This window comes from Cellulophaga geojensis KL-A, assembly GCF_000568425.1.
Lineage (GTDB): Bacteria > Bacteroidota > Bacteroidia > Flavobacteriales > Flavobacteriaceae > Cellulophaga > Cellulophaga lytica.
This window is the reverse complement of record NZ_ARZX01000001.1, coordinates 414,240-436,156: the sequence shown is the minus strand read 5'-3', so window position 1 is coordinate 436,156 and position 21,917 is coordinate 414,240. Positions and strand designations below refer to the sequence as shown.

Here is a 21,917-nt window from a genome sequence, read left to right as displayed (position 1 = left end):
AACCATTTTACTAATAAATAAAAAAGGACATTAGGTTTTTCTAATGTCCTTTTTTATTTATTGTGTATTTAGTTAATGGGCAACTAGCCAGTTGTCTCCTGTTCCTATTTCTACATCTAAAGGAACTGCAAGTGAGTATGCATTTTCCATTTCTGTTTTAATAAGTGCTCTTACTTCTTCTAGTTCTGTTTTGTGAGCATCAAAAACAAGTTCATCATGTACTTGTAAAAGCATTTTTGTTTTAAAATTGCCTTCAGTAAGTTTTTTGTGAATGTTTATCATTGCAATTTTTATAATATCTGCAGCGCTACCTTGTATTGGGGCGTTAACGGCATTACGTTCTGCTGCGCTACGTACTACGGCATTTCTAGAGTTAATATCTTTTAAATACCTACGTCTTCCTAAAACTGTTTGTACGTAACCGTTGTCTCTTGCAAAATCTACCAACTCACTCATATATTTTTTAAGTTTAGGGTAGGTTTCATAATAAGCATCTATAAGCTCTTTAGATTCTCCTCTGCTTAAATCTGTCTGGTTGCTTAGTCCAAAAGCAGAAACACCGTAAATAATTCCAAAGTTTACTGTCTTTGCGTTGCTACGTTGCTCTCTTGTAACTTGGTCTAAAGGAACGTTAAATACTTTTGAAGCTGTAGAGGCATGAATGTCTTCTCCGTTTTTAAATGCTTCAATCATTGTTGTTTCATCACTTAAAGCTGCAATAATACGCAGTTCTATTTGTGAGTAATCTGCTGCAAGTAGTGTGTAGTTTTCATCTCTAGGAACAAACGCTTTGCGTACTTGTCTTCCGCGTTCTGTGCGTATAGGTATGTTTTGTAAATTAGGGTTGTTACTACTTAGCCTTCCTGTAGCGGCAACTGTTTGCATATAATCTGTGTGTACGCGTCCAGTACTTTCTTCTACTTGGTCTGGTAATGCGTCAATGTATGTGCTTTTAAGCTTAGCAAGTCCTCTGTATTCTAAAATGTTTTTAATTATCTCATGGTCTTGTGCAAGGTATGATAGTACATCTTCTGCTGTGGAATACTGACCTGTTTTTGTTTTTTTAGGCTTGTCTACAAGTTTTAGTTTTCCAAAAAGTATTTCTCCTAATTGTTTTGGTGATGCAATATTAAATTCTTCCCCAGCGGCTTCATAAATGCTAGTTTCTAGATTTTTAATATCTGTATTTAGCTCTTCAGATAGTGAGTTTAAAAAATTAACATCTAGGTTTATACCTTCTAACTCCATATCTGCTAAAACACTTAGTAGTGGAATTTCAATGTCATTAAATAACTCTTCTGTTTTAGCATCTTTTAACTCTGGTTTAAAATGACTAGCTAATTGGTAAGTAATGTCTGCATCTTCAACTGCATACTCTGTTTGTTTTTCTATTGGAACTTGGCGCATAGATAATTGATTTTTACCTTTTTTACCAATTAATTCTGTAATAGAAATAGGGGTGTAGTTTAAGTATGTTTCTGCTAATACATCCATATTGTGTCTCATATCAGGGTTTATTAGATAGTGAGCTAACATAGTGTCAAAATATGCTCCTTTAATAATAAGGTTGTATTTACGTAAAACTTTTATATCATATTTTAAATTCTGACCAATTTTTTCAATTTTTTCATCTTCAAAAAACGGACGTAATTGCTCTATTAGTTCCTGGGCTTGGTCTTGGTCTTCAGGAAAAGGGATGTAAAAACCTTTACTTGCTTCCCATGAAAAAGCAATTCCTACTAATTCTGCTGTTAGCGGATTTAATCCTGTTGTTTCTGTGTCAAAACAAACGGATGTTTGTTTCATTATATTCTGTAAAAACAATTTCATAGCCATTCCTGGAACAACACTTTGGTATATGTGCGGAATGTCTTTACTTGTTTTTCTACTAGAAAGCTCTTGTTGTACTTGTGTTGCAGAAGCACTACCGCCACCGCCAAACAATGAAAACTGGCCTGCTCCTGCAGTACTTGTTTTTGCTGTTTTTTTAGATGATTTTTCAGTATTGGTTTCGGAGTTGGTTGTAGTTTCTGTAGCAAATGTTTTAATAAGGTTATCTGCAAGTCTTCTGAACTCTAATTCTTCAAAAATTTCAGTAACTTTTGGAAGGTCTGGTTGGTCTAGTTCATATTCTTTTTCATTAAAATCTACAGGAACATCTAGCATAATACGAGCTAGCTTTTTAGATAGTAAGCCTAATTCTTTATTGGCTTCTATCTTTTCTTTCATTTTTCCTTTTAGTTCGTGGGTATTGTCTAGTAAGTTTTCCATGCTTCCGTAGGCAGCAAGAAACTTTTTAGCTGTTTTTTCTCCAACACCTGGTAGTCCTGGGATGTTGTCTACAGAGTCTCCCATCATCCCTAAGTAGTCTATAACCTGTTCTGGTCTTTCAATTTCAAACTTTTTTAATACTTCTGGTATTCCCCAAGTTTCATATCCGCCACCAAACATTGGTCTGTACATAAAAATATTTTCAGAAACCAATTGCGCAAAGTCTTTATCTGGTGTAACCATAAACACTTTGTAGTTTTCTTTTTCTGCTTTTTTGGCAAGTGTGCCTATAATATCATCTGCCTCATACCCTTCTTTTACAACAACAGGTATGTGCATTGCTTTTAAGATATTTTCTATATAGGGAATGGCAAGTTTTATGGCTTCTGGTGTGGCATCGCGGTTGGCTTTGTATGCTTCAAACATTTCTACACGGTCTACGCTGCCGCCACGATCAAAACATACAGCTAAATGGTCTGGTCTTTCTCTTTTTATTACGTCTAATAAAGAGTTTGTAAAACCTAATATTGCTGATGTGTCTAGTCCTTTAGAGTTTATTCTTGGGTTTTTTATAAATGCATAATATCCTCTAAAAATAAGTGCATATGCATCTAGTAAAAAAAGTCTTTTTTGATCTGCCATTTTATAATCTTAATTAAGTGTCAAAACTACTAATTGTTGTTTTGTATTTCATCTTTCTTGTAAAAAGAATTTACTTGTTCATTGGTATTGCTGTCTTTTGTTGTTTTACGGTATGTAAAACCAGGGTGTACGCAATAACCACCTGTTTCTCCTTTTTTATTCATTGCTAAAAAGCCAATCTGAAAATCTTCACGGTTTTTATTTTTAGCCATTATTCTTTTTACACCTTCTTCACAGGCTTCTTGAGGAGATTTACCTTGTCTCATTAACTCTACAATTAAAAAGCTACCTACGGTTTTAATAACTTCTTCTCCAACACCGGTAGCAGTTGCACCACCAACCTCATTATCTACAAATAAGCCAGCGCCTATTATTGGAGAATCTCCAATGCGTCCACCAACTTTGTATGCCATGCCGCTAGTGGTGCAAGCTCCAGAAATGTCGCCATTTTTATCCATAGCTAACATGCCAATAGTGTCGTGGTTTTCTATGTTAATTATAGTTTCGTATTTAGAAGTTTTCTTCCATTCCAGCCAATCCTTTTTAGATTTTTCTGTAAGTAAGTTTTCTTTTTTAAATCCTTGTTCATAAGCAAATTGTTCTGCTCCTTTACCAGCTAAAATTATATGAGGTGTTTCTTCCATAACCTTACGTGCTACAGATACCGGGTGTACAATGTTTTGTAAATAAACTACAGAGCCGCAATTGCCATCTTTATCCATAATGCAGGCGTCTAATGTTACATTGCCGTCTCGGTCTGGTCTGCCACCTAAACCTACTGTATTGTTGTTAGCGTCTGCTTCTTCAACCATTACACCTTGCTCAACAGCATCTAAAGAGTTTCCGCCTTTGGCTAAAACTTCCCAGGCTTTATCATTTGCATTTTTAAAATTCCATGTACAAATAGCAATAGGCTTTACCGTTGCTGCTTCAGTATTAGATGTAATTGTTTTTTTCTGGTCACAAGATGCTAATAATGGAGCAGAAATGATACCGGCTGTACTTAAAGATGAATTTTTTAAAAACTTTCTTCGTTTCATAATAGTAGGTTAACTAATTTTAGGCTTTAAATATAATGAATATGATTTTAGAAGTGTGCGCAAATTCATTGGAATCTGCTATAAATGCAGAAAAAGCAGGTGCTACCAGAATAGAGTTGTGTGCAGAACTTGGTGTTGGTGGTGTAACGCCTTCATATGGTCTTATTAAAGCTGTGCTAAATGCGGTGAATATACCTGTGCACGTATTGATTAGGCCTAGAAGTGGAGATTTTACATATTCAGATTCTGAATTTGAAGTAATGAAACAAGATATTGCTTTATGTGTACAGTTGGGTTGTGCGGGTATTGTTACAGGTGTTTTGCTTAAAAATTTTCTATTAGATGAAGAAAGAACTCAAATTTTAATTAATGAGGCAAAGACTTTGCAATTTACTTTTCATAGAGCTTTTGATTGGCTTAAGAATCCAGAAGAAGCATTTTTAACATTGCAAAGTATGGGTGTTAATTATGTGTTGTCATCCGGGCAAAAAGCTTCGGCTTTATTGGGTATTCCTTTGCTCTCTAAATTAAACAAAAAAGGATCAACCTGTGTGATAATGCCAGGGGGCGGATTAAGAGTAGATAATATTATCAATTTTAAAAATGAAGGGTTTAAAGCATTGCATATGTCAGGTACTATTTTTTGTAAAACCTTAGATGAAGATGTGCCTTTACCTATGATTTCTAATTCTTTTTTGGTAGAAAATCAAATTGCAACATCTAGTGTAGAGGTTATAAAACAAGTGGTTGCTTTGTTAAATAACTCTTAAATAGGTATTTCTCTTTAACAAACAAATACCTTTGCAAAAAAAATAGATTATGCTTCGTTGGATTATTTTTGTCCTAATTTATTCGGTTTTGGGGTTTTATGCTTTTCAGGCATTAAAAACAGCAACTAAAGTTAATTGGCTGCATTACCTTTATATTGGGGTGTCACTTTTGGCTGTTATCAATTTTATTTACCAATTTAGTGTGGGTAATGAAGGTAGGGTTATTAGTATTTCTATGAGCTATGCTTTTGGCTTTTTATTAAGTGTAATGGCATTTAATTTAGTGCTTATTATTTTTCTTTTTTCTGAAGATATTATTCGTTTTTTAGCAGGGCTTTATACTAAATTTTTTGGAACATCTAAAGAGTTTGTGTTGCCTAGTCGAAGACGTTTTTTAAGTTTAATAGGTTTAGGCTTGGCTTCTTTGCCGTTTGGAGCTTTGCTTTATGGTATGGCTAAAGGGAAATATAATTTTAAGGTTTTAAAGTATGAATTGGCTTTTGATGATTTGCCAGATGCTTTTAATGGATATCAAATTACACAAATATCAGACGTACATAGTGGTAGTTTTGATGATGAAGAGAAAATAAAATATGCTATTAATTTAATTAATGAGCAAAAGAGTGATGTTTTATTATTTACTGGTGATATGGTGAATAATACAGCAGATGAAATGGAGCCTTGGAAAGATATTTTTTCTAAGCTTGAAGCAAAAGATGGTAAGTACTCTGTATTGGGTAATCATGATTATGGTGATTATGTTAACTGGGATTCTGATGAGCTAAAAGAAGCTAATTTAGATAAGTTAAAAGAGATACAGAAAGAGATTGGTTTTGATTTACTTTTAAATGATAGTAGATTTCTGCAAAAAGGGAGTGATAAAATAGCCTTGGTTGGAGTAGAAAACTGGGGTGTTGGTGGATTTAAAAAAGCAGGAGATTTAAAAAAGGCTACTGCAAATGTAGGTAAAGATGATTTTAAAATATTGATGAGTCATGATCCTTCTCACTGGGAGCATGAGGTTATTAATGATGATTACCATTATCACTTAACGTTAAGTGGACATACGCACGGAATGCAGTTTGGAATTGAAATTCCTGGCTGGATAAAATGGAGTCCCATTAAATGGAGATACCGCTATTGGGCGGGTATATACAAAGAAATGGGGCAGTATATAAATGTTAATCGTGGTTTTGGCTTTTTGGGCTATCCGGGTAGGGTAGGTATATGGCCAGAGATTACGGTAATTACACTTAAAAAGAAAGAGTTGGCTTAGTTTTGCGACTGTATTAGTGGTAAAAAAATGGCTTAAACTGTATAATTTAACAATTTTTCTTACTTTTGATTAACAACCCAAAGATTTATTTATGTCTAAATTTGGAGAACTAATAGATTTACAAGTACCTGTATTGCTAGATTTCTATGCGGAATGGAATGAGCAATCATCACAAATGCACCCTGTTTTAAGGGATGTAGCTGCGGCATTAGGTGATAAAGGTAAAATTATTAAAATTGATGTAGATAAAAATAAAGAGCTTGCGCAGGCATTGCGTGTAAAAGGCTTACCTACATTAATGATCTACAAAAATGGCGAAATGGTTTGGCGCCAAAGCGGAGAGCAAGATGCAAATACACTTATTGCGTTGCTTAAAGAATACCTATAAAAAATAGTAATTATATTTTATTGTGATATAAACTAACACAAGTTATTCTTGTGTTAGTTTATGCTATCTTGTAGTACAGTAGCACTTGTGTCTACTGTACTAGAGTCTGGTAAATCTGGATCTGACATTGGCAGTTCTTCAGGGGTTTCTTCCTGTATTAGTCTTCTGGATCTGTTAAAATGAGAAAACTTGTTTAAGAACTCAGTAGCAATCAATTCTTCTTGCTCGGCTAACTTGGTCTCATTATTAGATTTAAGTATATCTATAAGTCTAAAATAGCTTTCAAGGTCTCCTAAGATATCATTTTCTCTAACGTATTGTTGACTTAGATCTAATGTGTTGTAGTATGCTAAGTTTTCTTGATACTTAGTTTTTAGCTGAGCAAATAAATCTTTTGCTTTTTGTGTTTCGCCAACTTTAAAATATCCATCTACAAAAGGCTCTACAAAGGCGTAGTACCCAAAATAGTCTACAGGCATATTGGTAACAGCAATGTCTATAATGTCTTTTGCTTTTTCTATTTTGTTTTCTTCAATAAGTTGTTCTGCAAGTCTTGCAAGGTTACCTCTAAAGCTAATAGATTGCGATCTTGTTTGAGGGTCGTGGTAAATATCAGAACTTCCAGAATTACCCCATTCCCATTTTTTAACAATGCTATACATTAACTCGCTATCTATGCGCCCCATATCATAAGGGTTTGCATTTTTAGTTTTAATTGGCACCAATTTGTATGCTAAGCCATCTAGTTGTAAGTAATCTTTCATCCAAATGTATTCGCCGTTATCAAAACTACCACCAGAGAAATATATAGGTCTTTTCCAGTCGTTGTTAGCTAGTAAGTCTAGCATTAGTAAACGGTTTTTACTTAATGAACCTGGTAAGTCAATATCTATATAATCTACAATTAAATCTTCGTCTTCAGGTTTTACCAATCCGCTTTCTAAAACATTTTTCTTGTTTACTGGTACGCGTATTTTATTGGTAGGGTAATAAATTAAATCTAAAAGATTATCTGGATACTGACTAAGGTCTGCGCCTTGCCTTTGGTAAAGATATCTAAGTTTATTCTGTGGTTTGTCACTGGCAATCCAGTTCATAAAATCTTTAATATCTAACCTTTTGTCTTTAAATTGCTCTAGTGGGTTTCCGTAGATAACATCTCTAGAGCCAAATCTGTATTTTTCATGTGTTAGCTGAGATGGTATAGGGTCACTTGTGTAGGCTTTCTTTTTCATTTGGTCTATGTACCAATCTGTAGCAAATAAACTAGTGTTAATAATACGTACATCTGTACGGTAACCTTCAATTTCTTGTAGGTACCATAGCGGAAAAGTGTCATTGTCCCCAATAGTAAATAAAATTGCTCCTGCATCTTCTTGCGTAGAGTCTAAGTAAGACCTTGCAGTACTGTTTGCGGTAAACCTGTTAGATCTATCATGATCATCCCAGTTTTGAAAGGCCATAAGTGTTGGTACAGCTAATAGGCAGACAATAGTAATTATTGGAGCAATAATTTTTGCAGAGGTTATTTTTTTTAGTTCGTCATACAAACCAGCAACTCCTATGCCAATCCAAATTGCAAATACGTAAAAAGACCCAACTAAAGAGTAGTCTCTTTCTCTAGGTTGAAATATAGCAGGATTAGTGTAAAATTGAATGGCTAAACCAGTGAATAAAAAGAATACTAATAGGGCCCAAAATTGTTTAGGGTCTTTTTTTATTTGAAAAAGAATACCAATAATTCCTAATATAAGAGGTAGGAAGAAGTATGTGTTTCTTCCTTTGTTGTTTAAAATATCACTTGGCAAATTATCTTGGCTGCCTACTAGGTGGTTATCTATAAAACTTATACCGCTAATCCAGTTACCATGGTTGTTGTATCTTCCTTGTACGTCATCTTGTTTACCAACAAAATTCCACATAAAGTAACGCCAGTACATATATCCAAACTGAAAATCCATCATATATTTAATGTTGTCCCATATGCTTGGTGGTATAACCTCTATGTAGCCTTCGCTATTAGCTTCTCTTAAAAATCCAATATATTGCTCTGTTCCTATTTCACCTGTAGCGTGACCGTCTTTTAGTTGTCTAGAGATGTCTCTTAAGTCTTGATTGCCTAAATATTTAGGTTTTATTTTAAAATCTAATGCGCCATAGTATTTCATATAGTTTTCTGCATTTTCTCTAGACCACATTCTAGGTAAAAAACCTGTGTGATTTTTATCTGCTCCTTGGTCTGCATCTTTGTAGTTGTTTACAATTATGTACTTGCCAAGTTTTAGATCTTTTTCGTATTTTGGTTTACCATCTTTAGGTTCTCCTCCAGAAGAAAAAGCATCAGAATAATATGCGCCATATATAGGACTGTCTACACCAGGGTATTGTTCTCTGTTATAGTATGCTAGTAATGATCTTGCGTCAGATGGATCGTTTTCATTAATAACTACATTTGCATTTGCACGTATTGGAAGCATTAGCCAGGTAGAGAATCCTAGAAATAAAAACATTAAACACAAAACAATAGTGTTTGCAGTTTTAAAGTTATTTTTCCTGGTGTAATTTAAGCCAAAAGCAAATGCGCAAATAAAAATTATACCCATTATAATAGAACCAGAGTTAAATGGTAGGCCTATGTTATTAATAAAGAAAACTTCACTCCAACCAAAAAGCTTTAAAACGTATGTTAGAGAAAATTTGTAGACTAACATTAAAACGGCAATTACTGCAATGTTGGCAATTAAAAAGTTTTTAATTGTAGTCTCTTTGTATTTTTTAAAGTAAAATAATAGTCCTACTGTAGGTATAGCTAAAAAACCCATAAACTGTATACCAAATGTAAGTCCTACAACAAAAGAGATCATAATAATCCATCTGTTTCCTCTAGGTTGGTCTAGTTCATCAACCCACTTAAGGCCCAGCCATAAAAGTAAGGCCATTATAAAGCTGGCCATAGCGTAAACTTCTGTCTCTACAGCGTTAAACCAAAAACTATCAGAAAAAGTAAAAGCTAAAGAGCCAACTAAGCCGCTACCTAATATTGCAATGGCTTTACTGTTTGTTAAAACACTATTAGCTTCTTTAAGTATAAGTTTCTTTGCTAAATTGGTTATAGACCAAAACATAAACAAAATTGTAAAGGCGCTAGATGCTCCTGAAACAAAATTAACCATACTAGCAATTTGTGTTTTGTCTGTTGCAAACATTGCAAAAAATGCGCCTATTATTTGTAGTAATGGAGCTCCAGGAGGGTGTCCTACCTGTAGTTTTGCAGAAGTAGCAATGTATTCCCCAGCATCCCAAAAGCTACTTGTAGGTTCTACAGTTATTAGATAAGTAATAAATGCAATTAAAAAGGCTACCCAGCCAAGGATGGTATCCCATTTTTTAAAATTGTTAGAGAACATACGGTTTTTTTTGTTTATGAATTAAGGCGAATTTAGTAATAAATTGAGATATGAGAGATAAAATTTTATAAAGGTTTAACAAAGTTTAAAAATTTTTTTAAAAAATGTTTTGTGTAAACGAAAGTTTATTATAAATTTGCACCCTCAAAACAAGCATTGGCCCATGGTGTAATTGGCAACACTCCGGTTTTTGGTACCGTCATTCAAGGTTCGAGTCCTTGTGGGCCAACTAATGTTAAGTAAAAACCCGATATCAATTTGATATCGGGTTTTTTGTTTTAGTCATTTATGTGTTCATTGTCTTCTGTGTTGTGTGTGTTGCCTGTGTTATCTTTTTTAGGTAGTTCTGTGTCTGTGTTGTTGGTTGTGGCTTCATAACTGTCGTCAGAGGCATTTTCATCATGTAGTTTATCTATTTCATCTATGTCTTCATCAATCTCATCTAAAATAGTATTCATTTTACGTTTGTCTTTAATCATAGCGGCTGTCATAATTAAACTTGTGCCAATAATTACAAAAAGTAAAATACCAGAATCAAAAGTTTCAATTTGTGCTTCTTGTGGTATTGCGTAGAATAATAAAACGGTAATAAGTCCTCTAGGTGCAATAAAAAGTTGTGGAAAAATATCTCCGCCTACAAAAACGCGTAGAATAATAAACCTGATAATATATATAGATACAATTATTAAAATGCTTGTAATTGCTACGTTTATGCTAAATAAAGAAGATATAACAATGGTGATACCAAAAATAACAAAGAAGAATGTACGCACTACAAAGGCTGTTTCTAGTGTAATAATATGTAGTTCGTGGTAAATTTGCTCGGCTCGCTCTTTGTTTAGGTATTTAGATAAAAACCCGCCAAAAAATAAATTCATATTGGCAATTATTAATCCAAATATTAAAATGATTATTAAAGAAGATAGGTGTAGCTTTTTGCCTAACGCATATAAGAGCAGTAATACTGCAATTAATAAAAACTGTTTTGCTTGTGATTTAATTTGTTGAAAAACTAATATAATTGCGTAACTGGCAATGATAGATATTACTATGGTTAGTCCAATATTGCCTGCAAAACTTGCAGCTCCGTTGCCTGCATCTTCTGTAGGGTTTAGGTTTCCTGTTAAAAAGTAAAACATCATAATTCCCATAATGTCAGAAAAGGTACTTTCGTAAATGTGAAATTCTTTTTTGTTTTCGGGAAGGCCACTTACGCTAGGAATAATGATTGCGCTAGACAAAATAGATAGTGGTGTTGCATAAAGCCAAGCAGATTGCATTGTCATTCCGTCTATAAATTGATTTAAAATTAGTGCGGCAACGTATGCAGATGCAAGAAGACCAACTAAAGCAATTGCCATGGATTTTAAAATAGGGATTAATTTTTCTCGCTTCAGCTTTAGTTCAAGTGCGGCTTCTAAAACAATCATTATTAAACCTACAATGCCAAGTAGTTCTAAGGACGGAAAAAAGTTTATGCTGTCTTCTCCAATAAACTCTAAAACATACTTTAGTATCACGCCTAAAACAATAAGCATTAGAACGGATGGTATGTTTGTTTTTTTAGAAATTCCGTTAAAAAGGAAAGAAATAATAATAATGACCGATGCGGCGATAATAAGATTGTATGAGGATAATATTTCCATTTTTGGATGTTAGTTTGTGTTTAGTTTTTAAAAATATACATAATTACCTAAACTACAGTTAGGATCACTTTAATTTGTGAAAAATAATATGTATCTTTGCATCGCTGAAAGAATATAATGTATTCATGAGGGGACTTAAATAGTCCCCTCTTTTATTAACTATACTTTTTTTGGTTTAATAAAATTTCTGTAAAAAGAGTTATGTTTAAGGAGCAAGTTACATCTTTGTTGGAAGGGGCTTTAAAAGAAAACCCTTCACTATTCTTAATAGATTTTACTATAACACCAGACTTTAAAATTAATATAGTTTTAGATGGTGATAATGGTGTTACACTTAAGGATTGTGTTGCGGTTAGCAGGGCTATAGATCACAACTTAGATAGGGAAGAGCAAGACTTCTCTGTGGAAGTTGCTTCGGCAGGAGCATCTTCTCCATTGGTTTTACCTAGGCAGTATGCAAAAAATATTGGTAGAAAATTAGAGGTAAAAACAATAGAAGGTCGTAATTTTGAAGGGCAATTAACTGCCGCTACGGAAGAAACTATTACACTGGAGTGGAAAGCTAGAGAGCAAAAGCCCATTGGAAAAGGAAAAGTTACCGTTCAGAAAAAAGAAGAAATTTTATTTTCTGATATTAAGGAAGCAAAAGTTGTATTAAAATTTTAATAAATAAATCAATATGGAAAATATTGCGCTAATAGAATCTTTCTCAGAATTTAAAGATGATAAATTCATAGATAGGGTAACGTTAATGGCAATTTTGGAAGAAGTATTTCGTAATGCTTTGAAAAAGAAATTTGGTTCTGATGATAACTTTGATATCATTATAAATCCAGATAAAGGGGATTTAGAAATATGGAGAAACCGTATTGTAGTTGAAGATGGAGAGGTAGAAGAACCTAATGAAGAAATTTCATTAACAGATGCGCGCAAGATTGAACCAGATTTTGAAGTTGGAGAAGATGTATCTGAAGAGGTTAAGCTTATAGATTTAGGAAGGCGTGCAATTTTAGCATTGCGTCAAAACCTAATAGCTAAAATTCATGAGCATGATAATACTACAATTTATAAGCAATTTAAAGATTTAGAAGGTGAAATATACACGGCAGAGGTGCATCATATAAGGCACAGAGCTGTAATTTTAGTGGATGATGAAGGTAATGAAATAGTAATGCCAAAAGACAGGCAAATACCTTCAGATTTCTTTAGAAAAGGAGATAATGTACGTGGTATTATAGAAAGCGTAGAATTAAAAGGTAATAAGCCTTCTATTATAATGTCTAGAACATCTCCTAAATTTTTAGAGCAACTGTTTTTTCAGGAGATACCAGAGGTTTTTGATGGTTTAATTACTATTAAAAAGGCGGTGCGTATCCCAGGAGAAAAAGCAAAAGTTGCAGTAGATTCTTATGACGATCGTATAGATCCTGTAGGTGCCTGTGTTGGTGTTAAGGGTTCTAGAATACATGGTATTGTTAGAGAATTAGGTAATGAGAATATTGATGTTGTTAACTGGACTAGCAATCCACAGTTGTTAGTTACAAGAGCATTAAGTCCTGCAAAAATATCATCTGTAAAATTAGATGATGAAAAAATGACGGCTCAAGTTTATTTAAAGCCAGATGAGGTTTCAAGAGCAATAGGTAGAGGTGGTCATAATATTAGATTGGCAGGTCAATTAACTGGTTATGAGATTGATGTATTCCGTGAAGGGGTAGAAGAGGATGTTGAGTTAACAGAGTTCTCTGATGAAATTGATAACTGGATTATAGAGGAATTTAAGAAGATTGGTTTAGATACGGCAAGAAGCGTATTGGAGCAAGATTCTGAAGATTTAGCAAAGCGTACAGATTTAGAAGTTGAAACTATTTTAGAAGTTGTACGCATACTTAAAGAAGAATTAGAAGATTAAGCTATATATTAGCAAAAATTTAAGAATACGAATACTTGTTTATGGCAGAGAATGCAACAATAAGGCTCAATAAGGTCCTCAGGGAATTAAATATTTCTTTAGATAGGGCTATAGACCACCTTTCGTCCAAAGGACATGAGGTGGAGGCAAGGCCTACTACTAAGATTTCCAATGAGGTATACCAAGTTCTTTTGGATGAATTCCAAACTGACATGAGTAAAAAAGTTGCTTCTAAGGAAGTTGGCGAGGAAAAACGTAAAGAAAAAGAAGCGCTTAGATTGCAATTGGAACAAGAGCAAGAGGAAAAGCGTTTGGCAAGAGAAAAAAGAGCAGCTGCGCAAGAAGTTGTTAGGGCTAAGGCTGAATTGTCTGGACCAAAGACTGTTGGTAAAATAGATCTTGATTCGGCTAAAAATAAGCCAGCTCCTGCAGAAGAAAAAGCAGCTCCTGAGGAAGAAAAACCTGTTCAGGCAGAAAAGCCTGTTGCTAAAGAACAGCCTAAGCCGGTTGAAAAACCAGTGGCTAAGGAGTCTTCGGTTAAAACTGGTAAGGTAGAATTGCCTGGTCCTAAAACTGTTGGTAAAATAGATTTAGATGCGGGTAAAAAGAAACCAGCTCCTAAAAAGCCTGCTCCTGTTAAAAAGGAAGAGCCTAAGCCAAAAGTAGCGGCAGAGAAAAAGCCTGAAGAAACTAAAGAGCCAGAAACAAAAGAAAATACGGTTATAACTACGCAATATCAAAAATTATCTGGACCTAAGCTTACGGGTGCAAAAATTGATTTGTCTAAGTTTAATAAACCTAAAAAGAAAGAGGCTCCTAAAAATACTGGTGCTGGTGCAGATAAGAAAAAACGTCGTAAAAGAATTGTTAGTAATAACAAGCCAGGAGGTAATAACAGACAAGGTGGTCAAGGCGGAAACAGAGGTAAAGGCGGACAAGGCAAAGGTAGATTTAATGCTCCTGTTGTTAAAGTTGAGCCTACTGAAGAAGAAGTGCAAAAGCAGGTTAGAGAAACTTTGGAGAAACTTCAAGGTAAATCTAAAAAAGGTAAAGGAGCTAAATATAGAAGAGATAAAAGAGATCAGCACCGTCAGCAGACTGAAAAAGATCTAGAGAAGCAAGAAGCAGAAAGTAAAATCTTAAAAGTAACAGAGTTTGTTACTGTTGGAGAGGTTGCTACTATGATGGAGGTTTCTAGTACACAAATTATATCTGCCTGTATGTCTCTTGGAATTATGGTTACTATGAATCAGCGTTTAGATGCTGAAACATTGTCTATAGTTGCAGAGGAGTTTGGTTATGAGGTAGAATTTATTGCTGCTGAGATTGAAGAATCTATAGTAGAGGAAGAAGATGCTCCAGAAGATTTAAAAGAAAGAGCCCCTATTGTAACTGTAATGGGTCACGTAGATCATGGTAAAACTTCTTTGTTGGATTATATTCGTAAAGAAAATGTAATTGCCGGTGAAAGTGGTGGTATTACACAGCATATTGGTGCTTACGGTGTTCAGTTGGATAACGGACAAAAAATAGCGTTCTTAGATACTCCGGGTCACGAGGCCTTTACGGCTATGCGTGCACGTGGTGCTCAGGTGACGGATATTGCTATTATTGTTATTGCGGCAGATGATGACATTATGCCACAAACAAAAGAGGCAATTAGTCATGCTCAAGCAGCTGGTGTGCCAATTGTTTTTGCAATAAATAAGATTGATAGGCCAACGGCTAACCCAGATAAAATTAAAGAAGGTTTAGCACAAATGAATTTATTGGTTGAAGATTGGGGAGGTAAAATACAATCTCAAGATATCTCAGCTAAAAAAGGAACAGGTGTTAAAGAGCTTTTAGAAAAAGTATTGTTAGAGGCAGAGTTATTGGAGTTAAAAGCTAACCCTAAAAAACTAGCTTCTGGTACTGTTGTTGAGGCTTTCTTAGATAAAGGTAGAGGTTATGTTTCTACAATTTTGGTACAAGCTGGTACGCTTAAGATAGGAGATTATGTTTTAGCAGGTACTTGTAGTGGTAAAATTAAGGCAATGCAAGATGAACGTGGTAATAATGTTCAAAAGGTAGGTCCTTCAACACCAATATCTATATTAGGTTTAGATGGTGCTCCGCAAGCTGGAGATAAATTTAATGTTTTAGAAGATGAACGTGAGGCTAAGCAAATAGCTTCTAAGCGTTCTCAGTTGCAAAGAGAACAATCTGTTCGTACGCAACGCCATATTACATTAGATGAGATTGGAAGACGTATTGCATTAGGAGACTTTAAGGAGCTTAACATAATACTTAAGGGTGATGTTGATGGCTCTGTTGAGGCGTTAACAGATTCGTTCCAGAAACTATCTACAGAGGAAATACAAGTAAATATTATACATAAAGCGGTTGGTCCTATTACCGAATCTGATGTGTTGTTAGCTTCGGCTTCTGATGCAATTATTATCGGATTTAATGTTAGGCCAATGGGTAATGCAAGAGCAATTGCAGAAAAAGAAGAAATAGATATTAGAATGTATTCTATTATTTATGCTGCAATTAATGATCTTAAGGATGCAATGGAGGGAATGCTTTCTCCAGAGATGAAGGAAGAAATTCTTGGTACTGCAGAAATACGTGAGACCTTTAAAATATCTAAGGTTGGTACAATTGCCGGTTGTATGGTTTTAACAGGTAAATTAGTTAGAAATGCAGGTATACGTTTAATACGTGACGGTGTAGTAATATATACTGGTGAACTTGCTTCTTTAAAACGATTTAAGGATGATGCTAAAGAAGTTGCTAAAGGATATGATTGTGGTCTTCAGGTTAAGAATTACAATGATATTAAAGAAGGTGATATTGTAGAGGCTTTCCAAGAGGTAGCTGTTAAAAAGAAGTTGAAATAATAGCTTTAGTTTAGATATAAAAAAAGCGACTCACTAATGAGTCGCTTTTTTGTTTTTAAATGCTTTTCGTTTATTCTTTTTGATTGGATAATAGAACGGCTTGAGGGTATTTTCTTTTAATTGTTTTTAGTCTTTCTTGGGCTTCGTTAAGGGTTTTAAACTTTCCTAAGGTTATGCTGTATGTGTTGTTATCGTTTTTTAAATATGAGGTAATTCCAGGGAAATCTCTTCTTGCTTTAGATTTTATATTGTTTGCATCTTTAAGGGTTTCGCTTTGGTGTATTTGAATAGAGAATGGAGGGGAAATTAGCTTACTATTTGTAGTTTGTATAGTGGTTGATTCACTTTGTTTTGTTAGTGTTTCTCCTTCTTGAGCAGTGCATATTGTGAAGCATAATGTTAGTGTAAATATGCTTAAGTAGATTTTTTTATTTTTCATTTATTTAGGGTTTTGTTTCTTATAAAATTAAAAATTTATTTTAACACATAAAAACTTTACTTTTTCTTGTGGGTATAAAAAAAGAGCAACTTATGATTAAGTTGCTCTTTAGTGTGCTTGTTGTTCTTTTTATTTTATTTCTCCTTTTGGTCTGCTATTAGGAATGCATTTGGGTATTTTTTTTGAACCTCTATAAGTTTTTGTTGAGCTTCAAATTTTGTGTTGAATTTCCCAATTCTAACTTTGTAGTTTGGTTCGTAAAAACTAATTTCAGAGTACCAATTTTTAAAATTTTGTTCTGCTTCATTTTTTTCACTGTTAGCCTTACTTGGGCTTTGGCTAGAGTGTATTTGTATGGTGTAGTATTTAGATGTTTTGTTGTTTTCGGCGTATAGGTTTAAGAGCTTTTCTAGTCCTTCATCTTGCTTAATTGTTATTTGTCCTTCTTGTGCAAAGCAAAAAGCACTAAAACTTAAGCATAGTAAGGTTGTGTAAAGTGTTTTCATGAGTAGTGTAAGTTAATATTAATAAGCGCTTACAAATGTAAAATATTATAAATCAAACATAAGGCATAATTATTATTTAGAACAATTATAAATTATAAATTATCAATCCCTTAACATTTCCAAATTTAAGTCTATGTCGTATTTTTGCCTTCAATTTAAGAAGCGATATAGGGCGTGTGCCTGTTATATAGTAATTATCGTGCCAGGATTTCGATAGAAATATTTTAAATATGAAAAAGGTTTTATACCGTAATCAACTTTCTAAATTTTTGGGTGTCAATCTGATAGCTGCAATGCTATTTTCAGTGTCCCTATTTTCTCAATCAGAAAATGCTGATCCTGCAAAGGGGAAACAGATCTTTAATCAGAATTGTGCATCGTGTCACTCTTTAGATAGGAAGGGTACTGGTCCTGCTTTAAGGAATGTGGAGTCTCGTTTAGAGGAAGAAGGTTTGGATCGTGAGTGGATTTATGCGTGGGTTAAAAATAGTTCAGGTGTTATTAAGTCTGGAGATTCTTATGCTAATAAGATTTTTGCAGAGTATAATAATACTGCAATGACTGCTTTCCCTACATTGAGTAATGAGGATATTGATAATATATTAGCTTATACTTCTGCAGTAGAAGAGAAGCCTGCTAGTGCGGCGTCTGTTCCTGTTACAGGTGGTGGAGAAGCTGGGTCTAATAGTGGGGTTTCTAATGAGATTATATTAGGTGCTTTGGCTTTAGTCTTTGCTTTATTAGTTGCAATGTTGTTTATGGTAAACAAAACGTTGCGTAACATTGCTAAGGCAAACGGTATTGATGTAGAAAGAGAAAGAGCTGAAAAGCGTATTCCTATTTGGAAGGCGTTTGTTCAAAATCAGTTTTTGGTTTTGGTGTCTGTTGTATTCTTGTTGCTTACTAGTGCTTATTTTGTGTATGGGTATTTTATGCAGGTTGGTATAGATCAGGGTTACGAGCCTGTTCAGCCAATTCATTTTTCTCATAAAGTGCATGCAGGTGATAATAAGGTAGATTGTAAGTATTGTCACTCTTCAGCTAGAGTTTCTAAAACTTCTGGTATTCCGTCACTAAATATTTGTATGAACTGTCATAAGTCAATTTATGAATACAAAGGTAATCCGGAGGGGCCTTCTCAGTCTGATATTGAAAATGGCTACACCAATGAATTTTATACAAAAGAGATAAAAAAACTTTATGCTGCTGTTGGTTGGGATGAAGAAAATCAAAAATATACTGGTGAATCTAAGCCTGTAGAGTGGGTTAGAATACATAACTTGCCAGATTTTGTATATTTTAATCACTCACAGCATGTTAGTGTTGCAGGTGTAGAATGTCAAACATGTCATGGTCCTATTGAGGAAATGGAAGTTGTTAGTCAGCATGCTCCTTTAACTATGGGTTGGTGTATTAATTGTCACAGAGAAACAAATGTGAAAATGGAAGGTAATGCTTATTATGATAAAATTCATGAAGAGCTTTCTAAGAAATATGGTGTAGAAAAGCTTACAGCTGCTATGCAAGGTGGTTTAGAATGTGGTAAGTGTCACTATTAATTGATTGTAAAAGAAGATAATTTCAGATATATCGTATGTCATCAAACAAAAAATATTGGAAAAGCGAAGCGGAGTTAAATCCTAACGATTCCATTGTTGAGGCGCTAAAACAGAACGAATTTGTTCAGGAGATTCCTGTTGAAGATTTCTTAGGTGATAAGGAAGGTTTAGCGAGTAGTTCTACTAATAGGAGGGATTTCTTAAAGTATGTAGGTTTTAGTACTGCTGCTGCAACAATGGCTGCTTGTGAAGGGCCTGTTGTAAAATCAATACCTTATGTTGTTCAGCCAGATCAAATTATTCCTGGTGTTGCTAATTATTATGCAACAACAATAGCAGATGGTTTTGACTTTGCAAGTGTTTTGGTAAAAACTCGTGAGGGTAGGCCAATAAAAATTGAAAATAATACAGATGCTAAGGTAAACGGGTCTGCAAATGCTCGTGTGCAAGCTTCTGTTTTGTCATTATATGATAGTAAAAGATTGCAAGGTCCTTTGGCTAAAGGAGAGGCTGTAGAGTGGTCTGCTTTAGATGCTGCGGTAAAATCAAAACTTACTGCGTTAAAAGGTTCTGGTAAACAAATAGCATTGTTAACGCAAACTTACGCTAGTCCGTCTACTTCTAGGTTGATTGCTGAGTTTAAGGGTGTTTACGGTGAAAATGTAAATCATGTTACTTATGATGCTATTTCTGCTGATGCTGCTTTAAATGCTTTTGAAGAAAAGTATGGTGAAAGAGCGTTGGCTGATTATGACTTTGAAAAAGCTGAGTTAATTGTTTCTTTTGGAGCAGATTTTCTTGGTGATTGGCAAGGTGGTGGATATGACAGTGGATATTCTGCTGGTCGTGTTCCAAAAAATGGTAAAATGTCAAGGCACATCCAGTTTGAGGCAAATATGTCATTAACTGGTGCTAATGCAGATAAAAGAGTTTTGTTAACTCCTACGCAACAAAAAATTGCTTTAGCTAAATTTTATGCTAAAGTGATGAATGTGTCTGTAGGAGGTGAGTTACCTGCTGCTGCAGAAAAGGCTGTTTTGGCTGCTGCAGAAGAGTTTGAAAAGGCTAAAGGTAAGGCTGTTGTTGTTACGGGGCTAGATGATAAAGATGCGCAAGCAGTTGTTTTAGCAATTAATGAGAAGCAAGCAAGTGTTGCTTTTGATGCTAAGGCTCCAAAATATGTAAGACAAGGTAATGCTAAAGCTGTTGCTAAATTAGTAGCAGATATGAAAGCTGGTAAAGTAGGTGCGCTTATTATGGATGGTGTAAACCCTGCTTATACAATGCCAAATGCAGCTGAGTTTACAGATGCGTTGTCTAAGGTAGATTTATCTGTTGCTTTTTCGCAAAGTAATAATGAGACTGTAGCTGTTTCTTCTTATGCTGCTGCTGCTCCTAATTACTTAGAATCTTGGGGTGATGTTCAAATTAAAAAAGGACATTACGCATTAATGCAGCCAACAATTAAAGAAATTTTTGATACGCGTCAGTTCCAATCATCATTATTAGTGTGGATGGGTTCTGATAAAACGTATTATGATTATATTAAGGAAACTTGGAGTTCTTCTATATTAGGAGAAGGGAAGTGGAACCAGGCATTGCATGATGGTGTTTATAAAGCTCCTTCAACTATTATAGATGTTGTAGAGGAAACTGTAGCTTCAATTGTTTCTGAAGAAGAGCCAATAGTATCGTCTCTTGTAGACTTATCTATGGCGGCTTCAAAATTATCTAAAGCATCTTCATCTGGTATGGAGTTAGCTTTGTACTCTAAAGTAGGTATGGGTGATGGTCAGCAGGCTAATAATCCATGGTTGCAAGAGTTTCCAGATCCAATTACAAGAGTTTCTTGGGATAATTACGTTACTGTATCTAAAGCTGATGCTGAAAAGTTAGGTCTTGTTAATGATCATGTTGCTAACGGAGGTTTAGATGGTAGTAAAGTAAATCTTAAAGTAGGAGATGTTGAGTTAAAAGAAGTTCCAGTAATTATTCAGCCTGGTCAGGCTCCTGGTTCTGTAGGACTTTCTTTTGGCTATGGAAGAAAAGCTGGTTTACAAGCAGAAATGCAAACTGGTGTTAATGCGTATGCATTATATCAAGGAGGTGTTTCTAATCAATCTGTATCCGTGTCTAAAGCAGAAGGTATGCATGAGTTTGCTTGTGTACAGCTTCATAAGACATTAATGGGTAGAGGTGATATAATCAAAGAAACTACATTAGAAATTTTTAATACTAAAGATCATGCAGAATGGAATCCTGTTCCTAAAGTATCTTTAGATCATAACGAAGTGGACGCTGTTTCAGTTAGTCTTTGGGATGATTTTGATCGTTCTGTTGGTCATCACTTTAACTTGTCAATAGATTTAAATGCATGTACTGGTTGTGGAGCTTGTGTTATAGCTTGTCACGCAGAAAATAACGTGCCTGTTGTTGGTAAGGATGAAGTGCGTAAGTCTAGAGATATGCACTGGTTGCGTATAGATAGATATTATTCTTCTGAAGATACGTTTGAAGGAGATAATGTTAAGAAAGATGAATTTGATGGTTTAACTGGAGATAAGGGTTCTTTAGGTGGATTTGGTGAGTTGGAAGATCCTTCTGCTAATCCTCAAGTAGCTTTTCAGCCAGTAATGTGTCAGCACTGTAATCACGCTCCATGTGAAACAGTTTGTCCTGTTGCTGCAACGTCTCACAGTAGACAAGGTCAAAACCATATGGCGTATAACAGATGTGTTGGTACAAGATATTGTGCAAATAACTGTCCGTATAAAGTACGTCGTTTTAACTGGTTCTTGTATAATAACAATGACGAGTTTAATTACCATATGAATAACGATTTAGGTAAAATGGTAATTAACCCAGATGTAAATGTTCGTTCTCGTGGAGTAATGGAGAAATGCTCTATGTGTATTCAAATGACTCAAAAGTCTATTTTAGATGCTAAGAGAGACGGACGCACAGTAAAAGATAGTGAATTCCAAACAGCTTGTTCTGCTGCATGTAGTAGTGGTGCAATGGTATTTGGAGATGTAAATGATAAAGAAAGTGAAGTTGCTGAGTTAAAAGAAAGCAACCGTATGTATCATTTATTAGAGCACATTGGTACAAAGCCAAATGTTTTCTATCATGTTAAAGTGAGAAATACACAAGAATCATAATTAATTAACGGAACG

The 21,917-nt window shown here is 34.6% G+C and carries 14 protein-coding genes and 1 tRNA gene; 9 read left to right on the top strand and 6 right to left on the bottom strand.

Annotated elements, in window-relative coordinates; genetic code table 11:
• Nucleotides 1–72: 72 nt before the first annotated feature.
• Together polA and KLA_RS01970 are read right to left on the bottom strand one after the other, a co-directional pair.
• Nucleotides 73–2,913 (bottom strand): DNA polymerase I, encoded by a 2,841-nt coding sequence (polA, locus tag KLA_RS01975; RefSeq protein ID WP_034643214.1) that lies wholly within the window; start codon nucleotides 2,911–2,913, stop codon nucleotides 73–75.
• A gap of 29 nt (nucleotides 2,914–2,942) precedes the next feature.
• Nucleotides 2,943–3,953, bottom strand: coding sequence for an isoaspartyl peptidase/L-asparaginase family protein (locus KLA_RS01970; protein ID WP_013621413.1), 1,011 nt, complete (start codon nucleotides 3,951–3,953; stop codon nucleotides 2,943–2,945).
• 41 nt (nucleotides 3,954–3,994) lie between these two features.
• Here KLA_RS01970 and KLA_RS01965 point away from each other — a divergent pair, with 41 nt between their 5' ends.
• The 3 genes from KLA_RS01965 to KLA_RS01955 all read left to right on the top strand — a co-directional run bounded on the left by KLA_RS01965 (nucleotide 3,995) and on the right by KLA_RS01955 (nucleotide 6,387).
• The gene (locus KLA_RS01965) at nucleotides 3,995–4,723 is read left to right on the top strand and encodes a copper homeostasis protein CutC (RefSeq protein ID WP_034643210.1); all 729 of its coding nucleotides are present in this window, start codon (nucleotides 3,995–3,997) and stop codon (nucleotides 4,721–4,723) included.
• A 49-nt stretch (nucleotides 4,724–4,772) separates the two neighbouring features.
• On the top strand, nucleotides 4,773–5,999 hold the full coding sequence (locus KLA_RS01960) for a metallophosphoesterase (protein ID WP_034643208.1): 1,227 nt from the start codon (nucleotides 4,773–4,775) through the stop codon (nucleotides 5,997–5,999).
• Nucleotides 6,000–6,090: 91 nt separating this feature from the next.
• Nucleotides 6,091–6,387 (top strand): thioredoxin family protein, encoded by a 297-nt coding sequence (locus KLA_RS01955; protein ID WP_013621416.1) that lies wholly within the window; start codon nucleotides 6,091–6,093, stop codon nucleotides 6,385–6,387.
• A gap of 53 nt (nucleotides 6,388–6,440) precedes the next feature.
• Here KLA_RS01955 and KLA_RS01950 read toward each other — a convergent pair whose 3' ends face one another.
• Entirely contained in the window at nucleotides 6,441–9,794 is a 3,354-nt protein-coding gene (locus KLA_RS01950; RefSeq protein WP_034643205.1) for a DUF2723 domain-containing protein, read from the bottom strand.
• Nucleotides 9,795–9,951: 157 nt separating this feature from the next.
• Between KLA_RS01950 and KLA_RS01945 the strand changes: the two genes are divergently transcribed.
• Nucleotides 9,952–10,023 (top strand) — tRNA-Gln (locus KLA_RS01945).
• A gap of 49 nt (nucleotides 10,024–10,072) precedes the next feature.
• On the opposite strand, the gene KLA_RS01940 is transcribed toward KLA_RS01945, so the two are convergent.
• Nucleotides 10,073–11,440: a cation:proton antiporter gene (locus tag KLA_RS01940; RefSeq protein WP_013621418.1), complete on the bottom strand. Its 1,368-nt coding sequence runs from the start codon at nucleotides 11,438–11,440 to the stop codon at nucleotides 10,073–10,075.
• 201 nt (nucleotides 11,441–11,641) lie between these two features.
• Here KLA_RS01940 and rimP point away from each other — a divergent pair, with 201 nt between their 5' ends.
• The 3 genes from rimP to infB are packed head-to-tail and all read left to right on the top strand — an operon-like array spanning nucleotide 11,642 to nucleotide 16,237.
• Complete coding sequence (gene rimP, locus KLA_RS01935) at nucleotides 11,642–12,106, top strand: ribosome assembly cofactor RimP (protein WP_034643202.1); 465 nt, start codon at nucleotides 11,642–11,644, stop codon at nucleotides 12,104–12,106.
• 13 nt (nucleotides 12,107–12,119) lie between these two features.
• Nucleotides 12,120–13,352, top strand: a complete 1,233-nt coding sequence (nusA, locus tag KLA_RS01930) for a transcription termination factor NusA (RefSeq protein ID WP_013621420.1) — start codon at nucleotides 12,120–12,122, stop codon at nucleotides 13,350–13,352.
• 41 nt (nucleotides 13,353–13,393) lie between these two features.
• On the top strand, nucleotides 13,394–16,237 hold the full coding sequence (gene infB / locus KLA_RS01925; RefSeq protein WP_034643198.1) for a translation initiation factor IF-2: 2,844 nt from the start codon (nucleotides 13,394–13,396) through the stop codon (nucleotides 16,235–16,237).
• A gap of 70 nt (nucleotides 16,238–16,307) precedes the next feature.
• On the opposite strand, the gene KLA_RS01920 is transcribed toward infB, so the two are convergent.
• Nucleotides 16,308–16,676: an SPOR domain-containing protein gene (locus KLA_RS01920; protein ID WP_013621422.1), complete on the bottom strand. Its 369-nt coding sequence runs from the start codon at nucleotides 16,674–16,676 to the stop codon at nucleotides 16,308–16,310.
• Between the two features lie 134 nt (nucleotides 16,677–16,810).
• On the bottom strand, nucleotides 16,811–17,182 hold the full coding sequence (locus KLA_RS01915) for an SPOR domain-containing protein (protein WP_013621423.1): 372 nt from the start codon (nucleotides 17,180–17,182) through the stop codon (nucleotides 16,811–16,813).
• A 230-nt stretch (nucleotides 17,183–17,412) separates the two neighbouring features.
• On the opposite strand from KLA_RS01915, the gene KLA_RS01910 reads away from it, so the two are divergent.
• Nucleotides 17,413–18,741, top strand: a complete 1,329-nt coding sequence (locus tag KLA_RS01910) for a cytochrome c3 family protein (protein WP_034643195.1) — start codon at nucleotides 17,413–17,415, stop codon at nucleotides 18,739–18,741.
• A 35-nt stretch (nucleotides 18,742–18,776) separates the two neighbouring features.
• Entirely contained in the window at nucleotides 18,777–21,902 is a 3,126-nt protein-coding gene (locus KLA_RS01905; RefSeq protein ID WP_034643193.1) for a TAT-variant-translocated molybdopterin oxidoreductase, read from the top strand.
• Nucleotides 21,903–21,917 lie beyond the last annotated feature (15 nt).

Excerpts from the sequence above, each read along its gene's own strand:
- polA (WP_034643214.1), bottom strand. The coding sequence starts at position 2,913 with ATGGCAGATCAAAAAAGACTTTTTTTACTAGATGCATATGCACTTATT.
- KLA_RS01970 (WP_013621413.1), bottom strand. The coding sequence starts at position 3,953 with ATGAAACGAAGAAAGTTTTTAAAAAATTCATCTTTAAGTACAGCCGGT.
- KLA_RS01965 (WP_034643210.1), top strand. The coding sequence starts at position 3,995 with ATGATTTTAGAAGTGTGCGCAAATTCATTGGAATCTGCTATAAATGCA.
- KLA_RS01960 (WP_034643208.1), top strand. The coding sequence starts at position 4,773 with ATGCTTCGTTGGATTATTTTTGTCCTAATTTATTCGGTTTTGGGGTTT.
- KLA_RS01955 (WP_013621416.1), top strand. The coding sequence starts at position 6,091 with ATGTCTAAATTTGGAGAACTAATAGATTTACAAGTACCTGTATTGCTA.
- KLA_RS01950 (WP_034643205.1), bottom strand. The coding sequence starts at position 9,794 with ATGTTCTCTAACAATTTTAAAAAATGGGATACCATCCTTGGCTGGGTA.
- KLA_RS01940 (WP_013621418.1), bottom strand. The coding sequence starts at position 11,440 with ATGGAAATATTATCCTCATACAATCTTATTATCGCCGCATCGGTCATT.
- rimP (WP_034643202.1), top strand. The coding sequence starts at position 11,642 with ATGTTTAAGGAGCAAGTTACATCTTTGTTGGAAGGGGCTTTAAAAGAA.
- nusA (WP_013621420.1), top strand. The coding sequence starts at position 12,120 with ATGGAAAATATTGCGCTAATAGAATCTTTCTCAGAATTTAAAGATGAT.
- infB (WP_034643198.1), top strand. The coding sequence starts at position 13,394 with ATGGCAGAGAATGCAACAATAAGGCTCAATAAGGTCCTCAGGGAATTA.
- KLA_RS01920 (WP_013621422.1), bottom strand. The coding sequence starts at position 16,676 with ATGAAAAATAAAAAAATCTACTTAAGCATATTTACACTAACATTATGC.
- KLA_RS01915 (WP_013621423.1), bottom strand. The coding sequence starts at position 17,182 with ATGAAAACACTTTACACAACCTTACTATGCTTAAGTTTTAGTGCTTTT.
- KLA_RS01910 (WP_034643195.1), top strand. The coding sequence starts at position 17,413 with ATGAAAAAGGTTTTATACCGTAATCAACTTTCTAAATTTTTGGGTGTC.
- KLA_RS01905 (WP_034643193.1), top strand. The coding sequence starts at position 18,777 with ATGTCATCAAACAAAAAATATTGGAAAAGCGAAGCGGAGTTAAATCCT.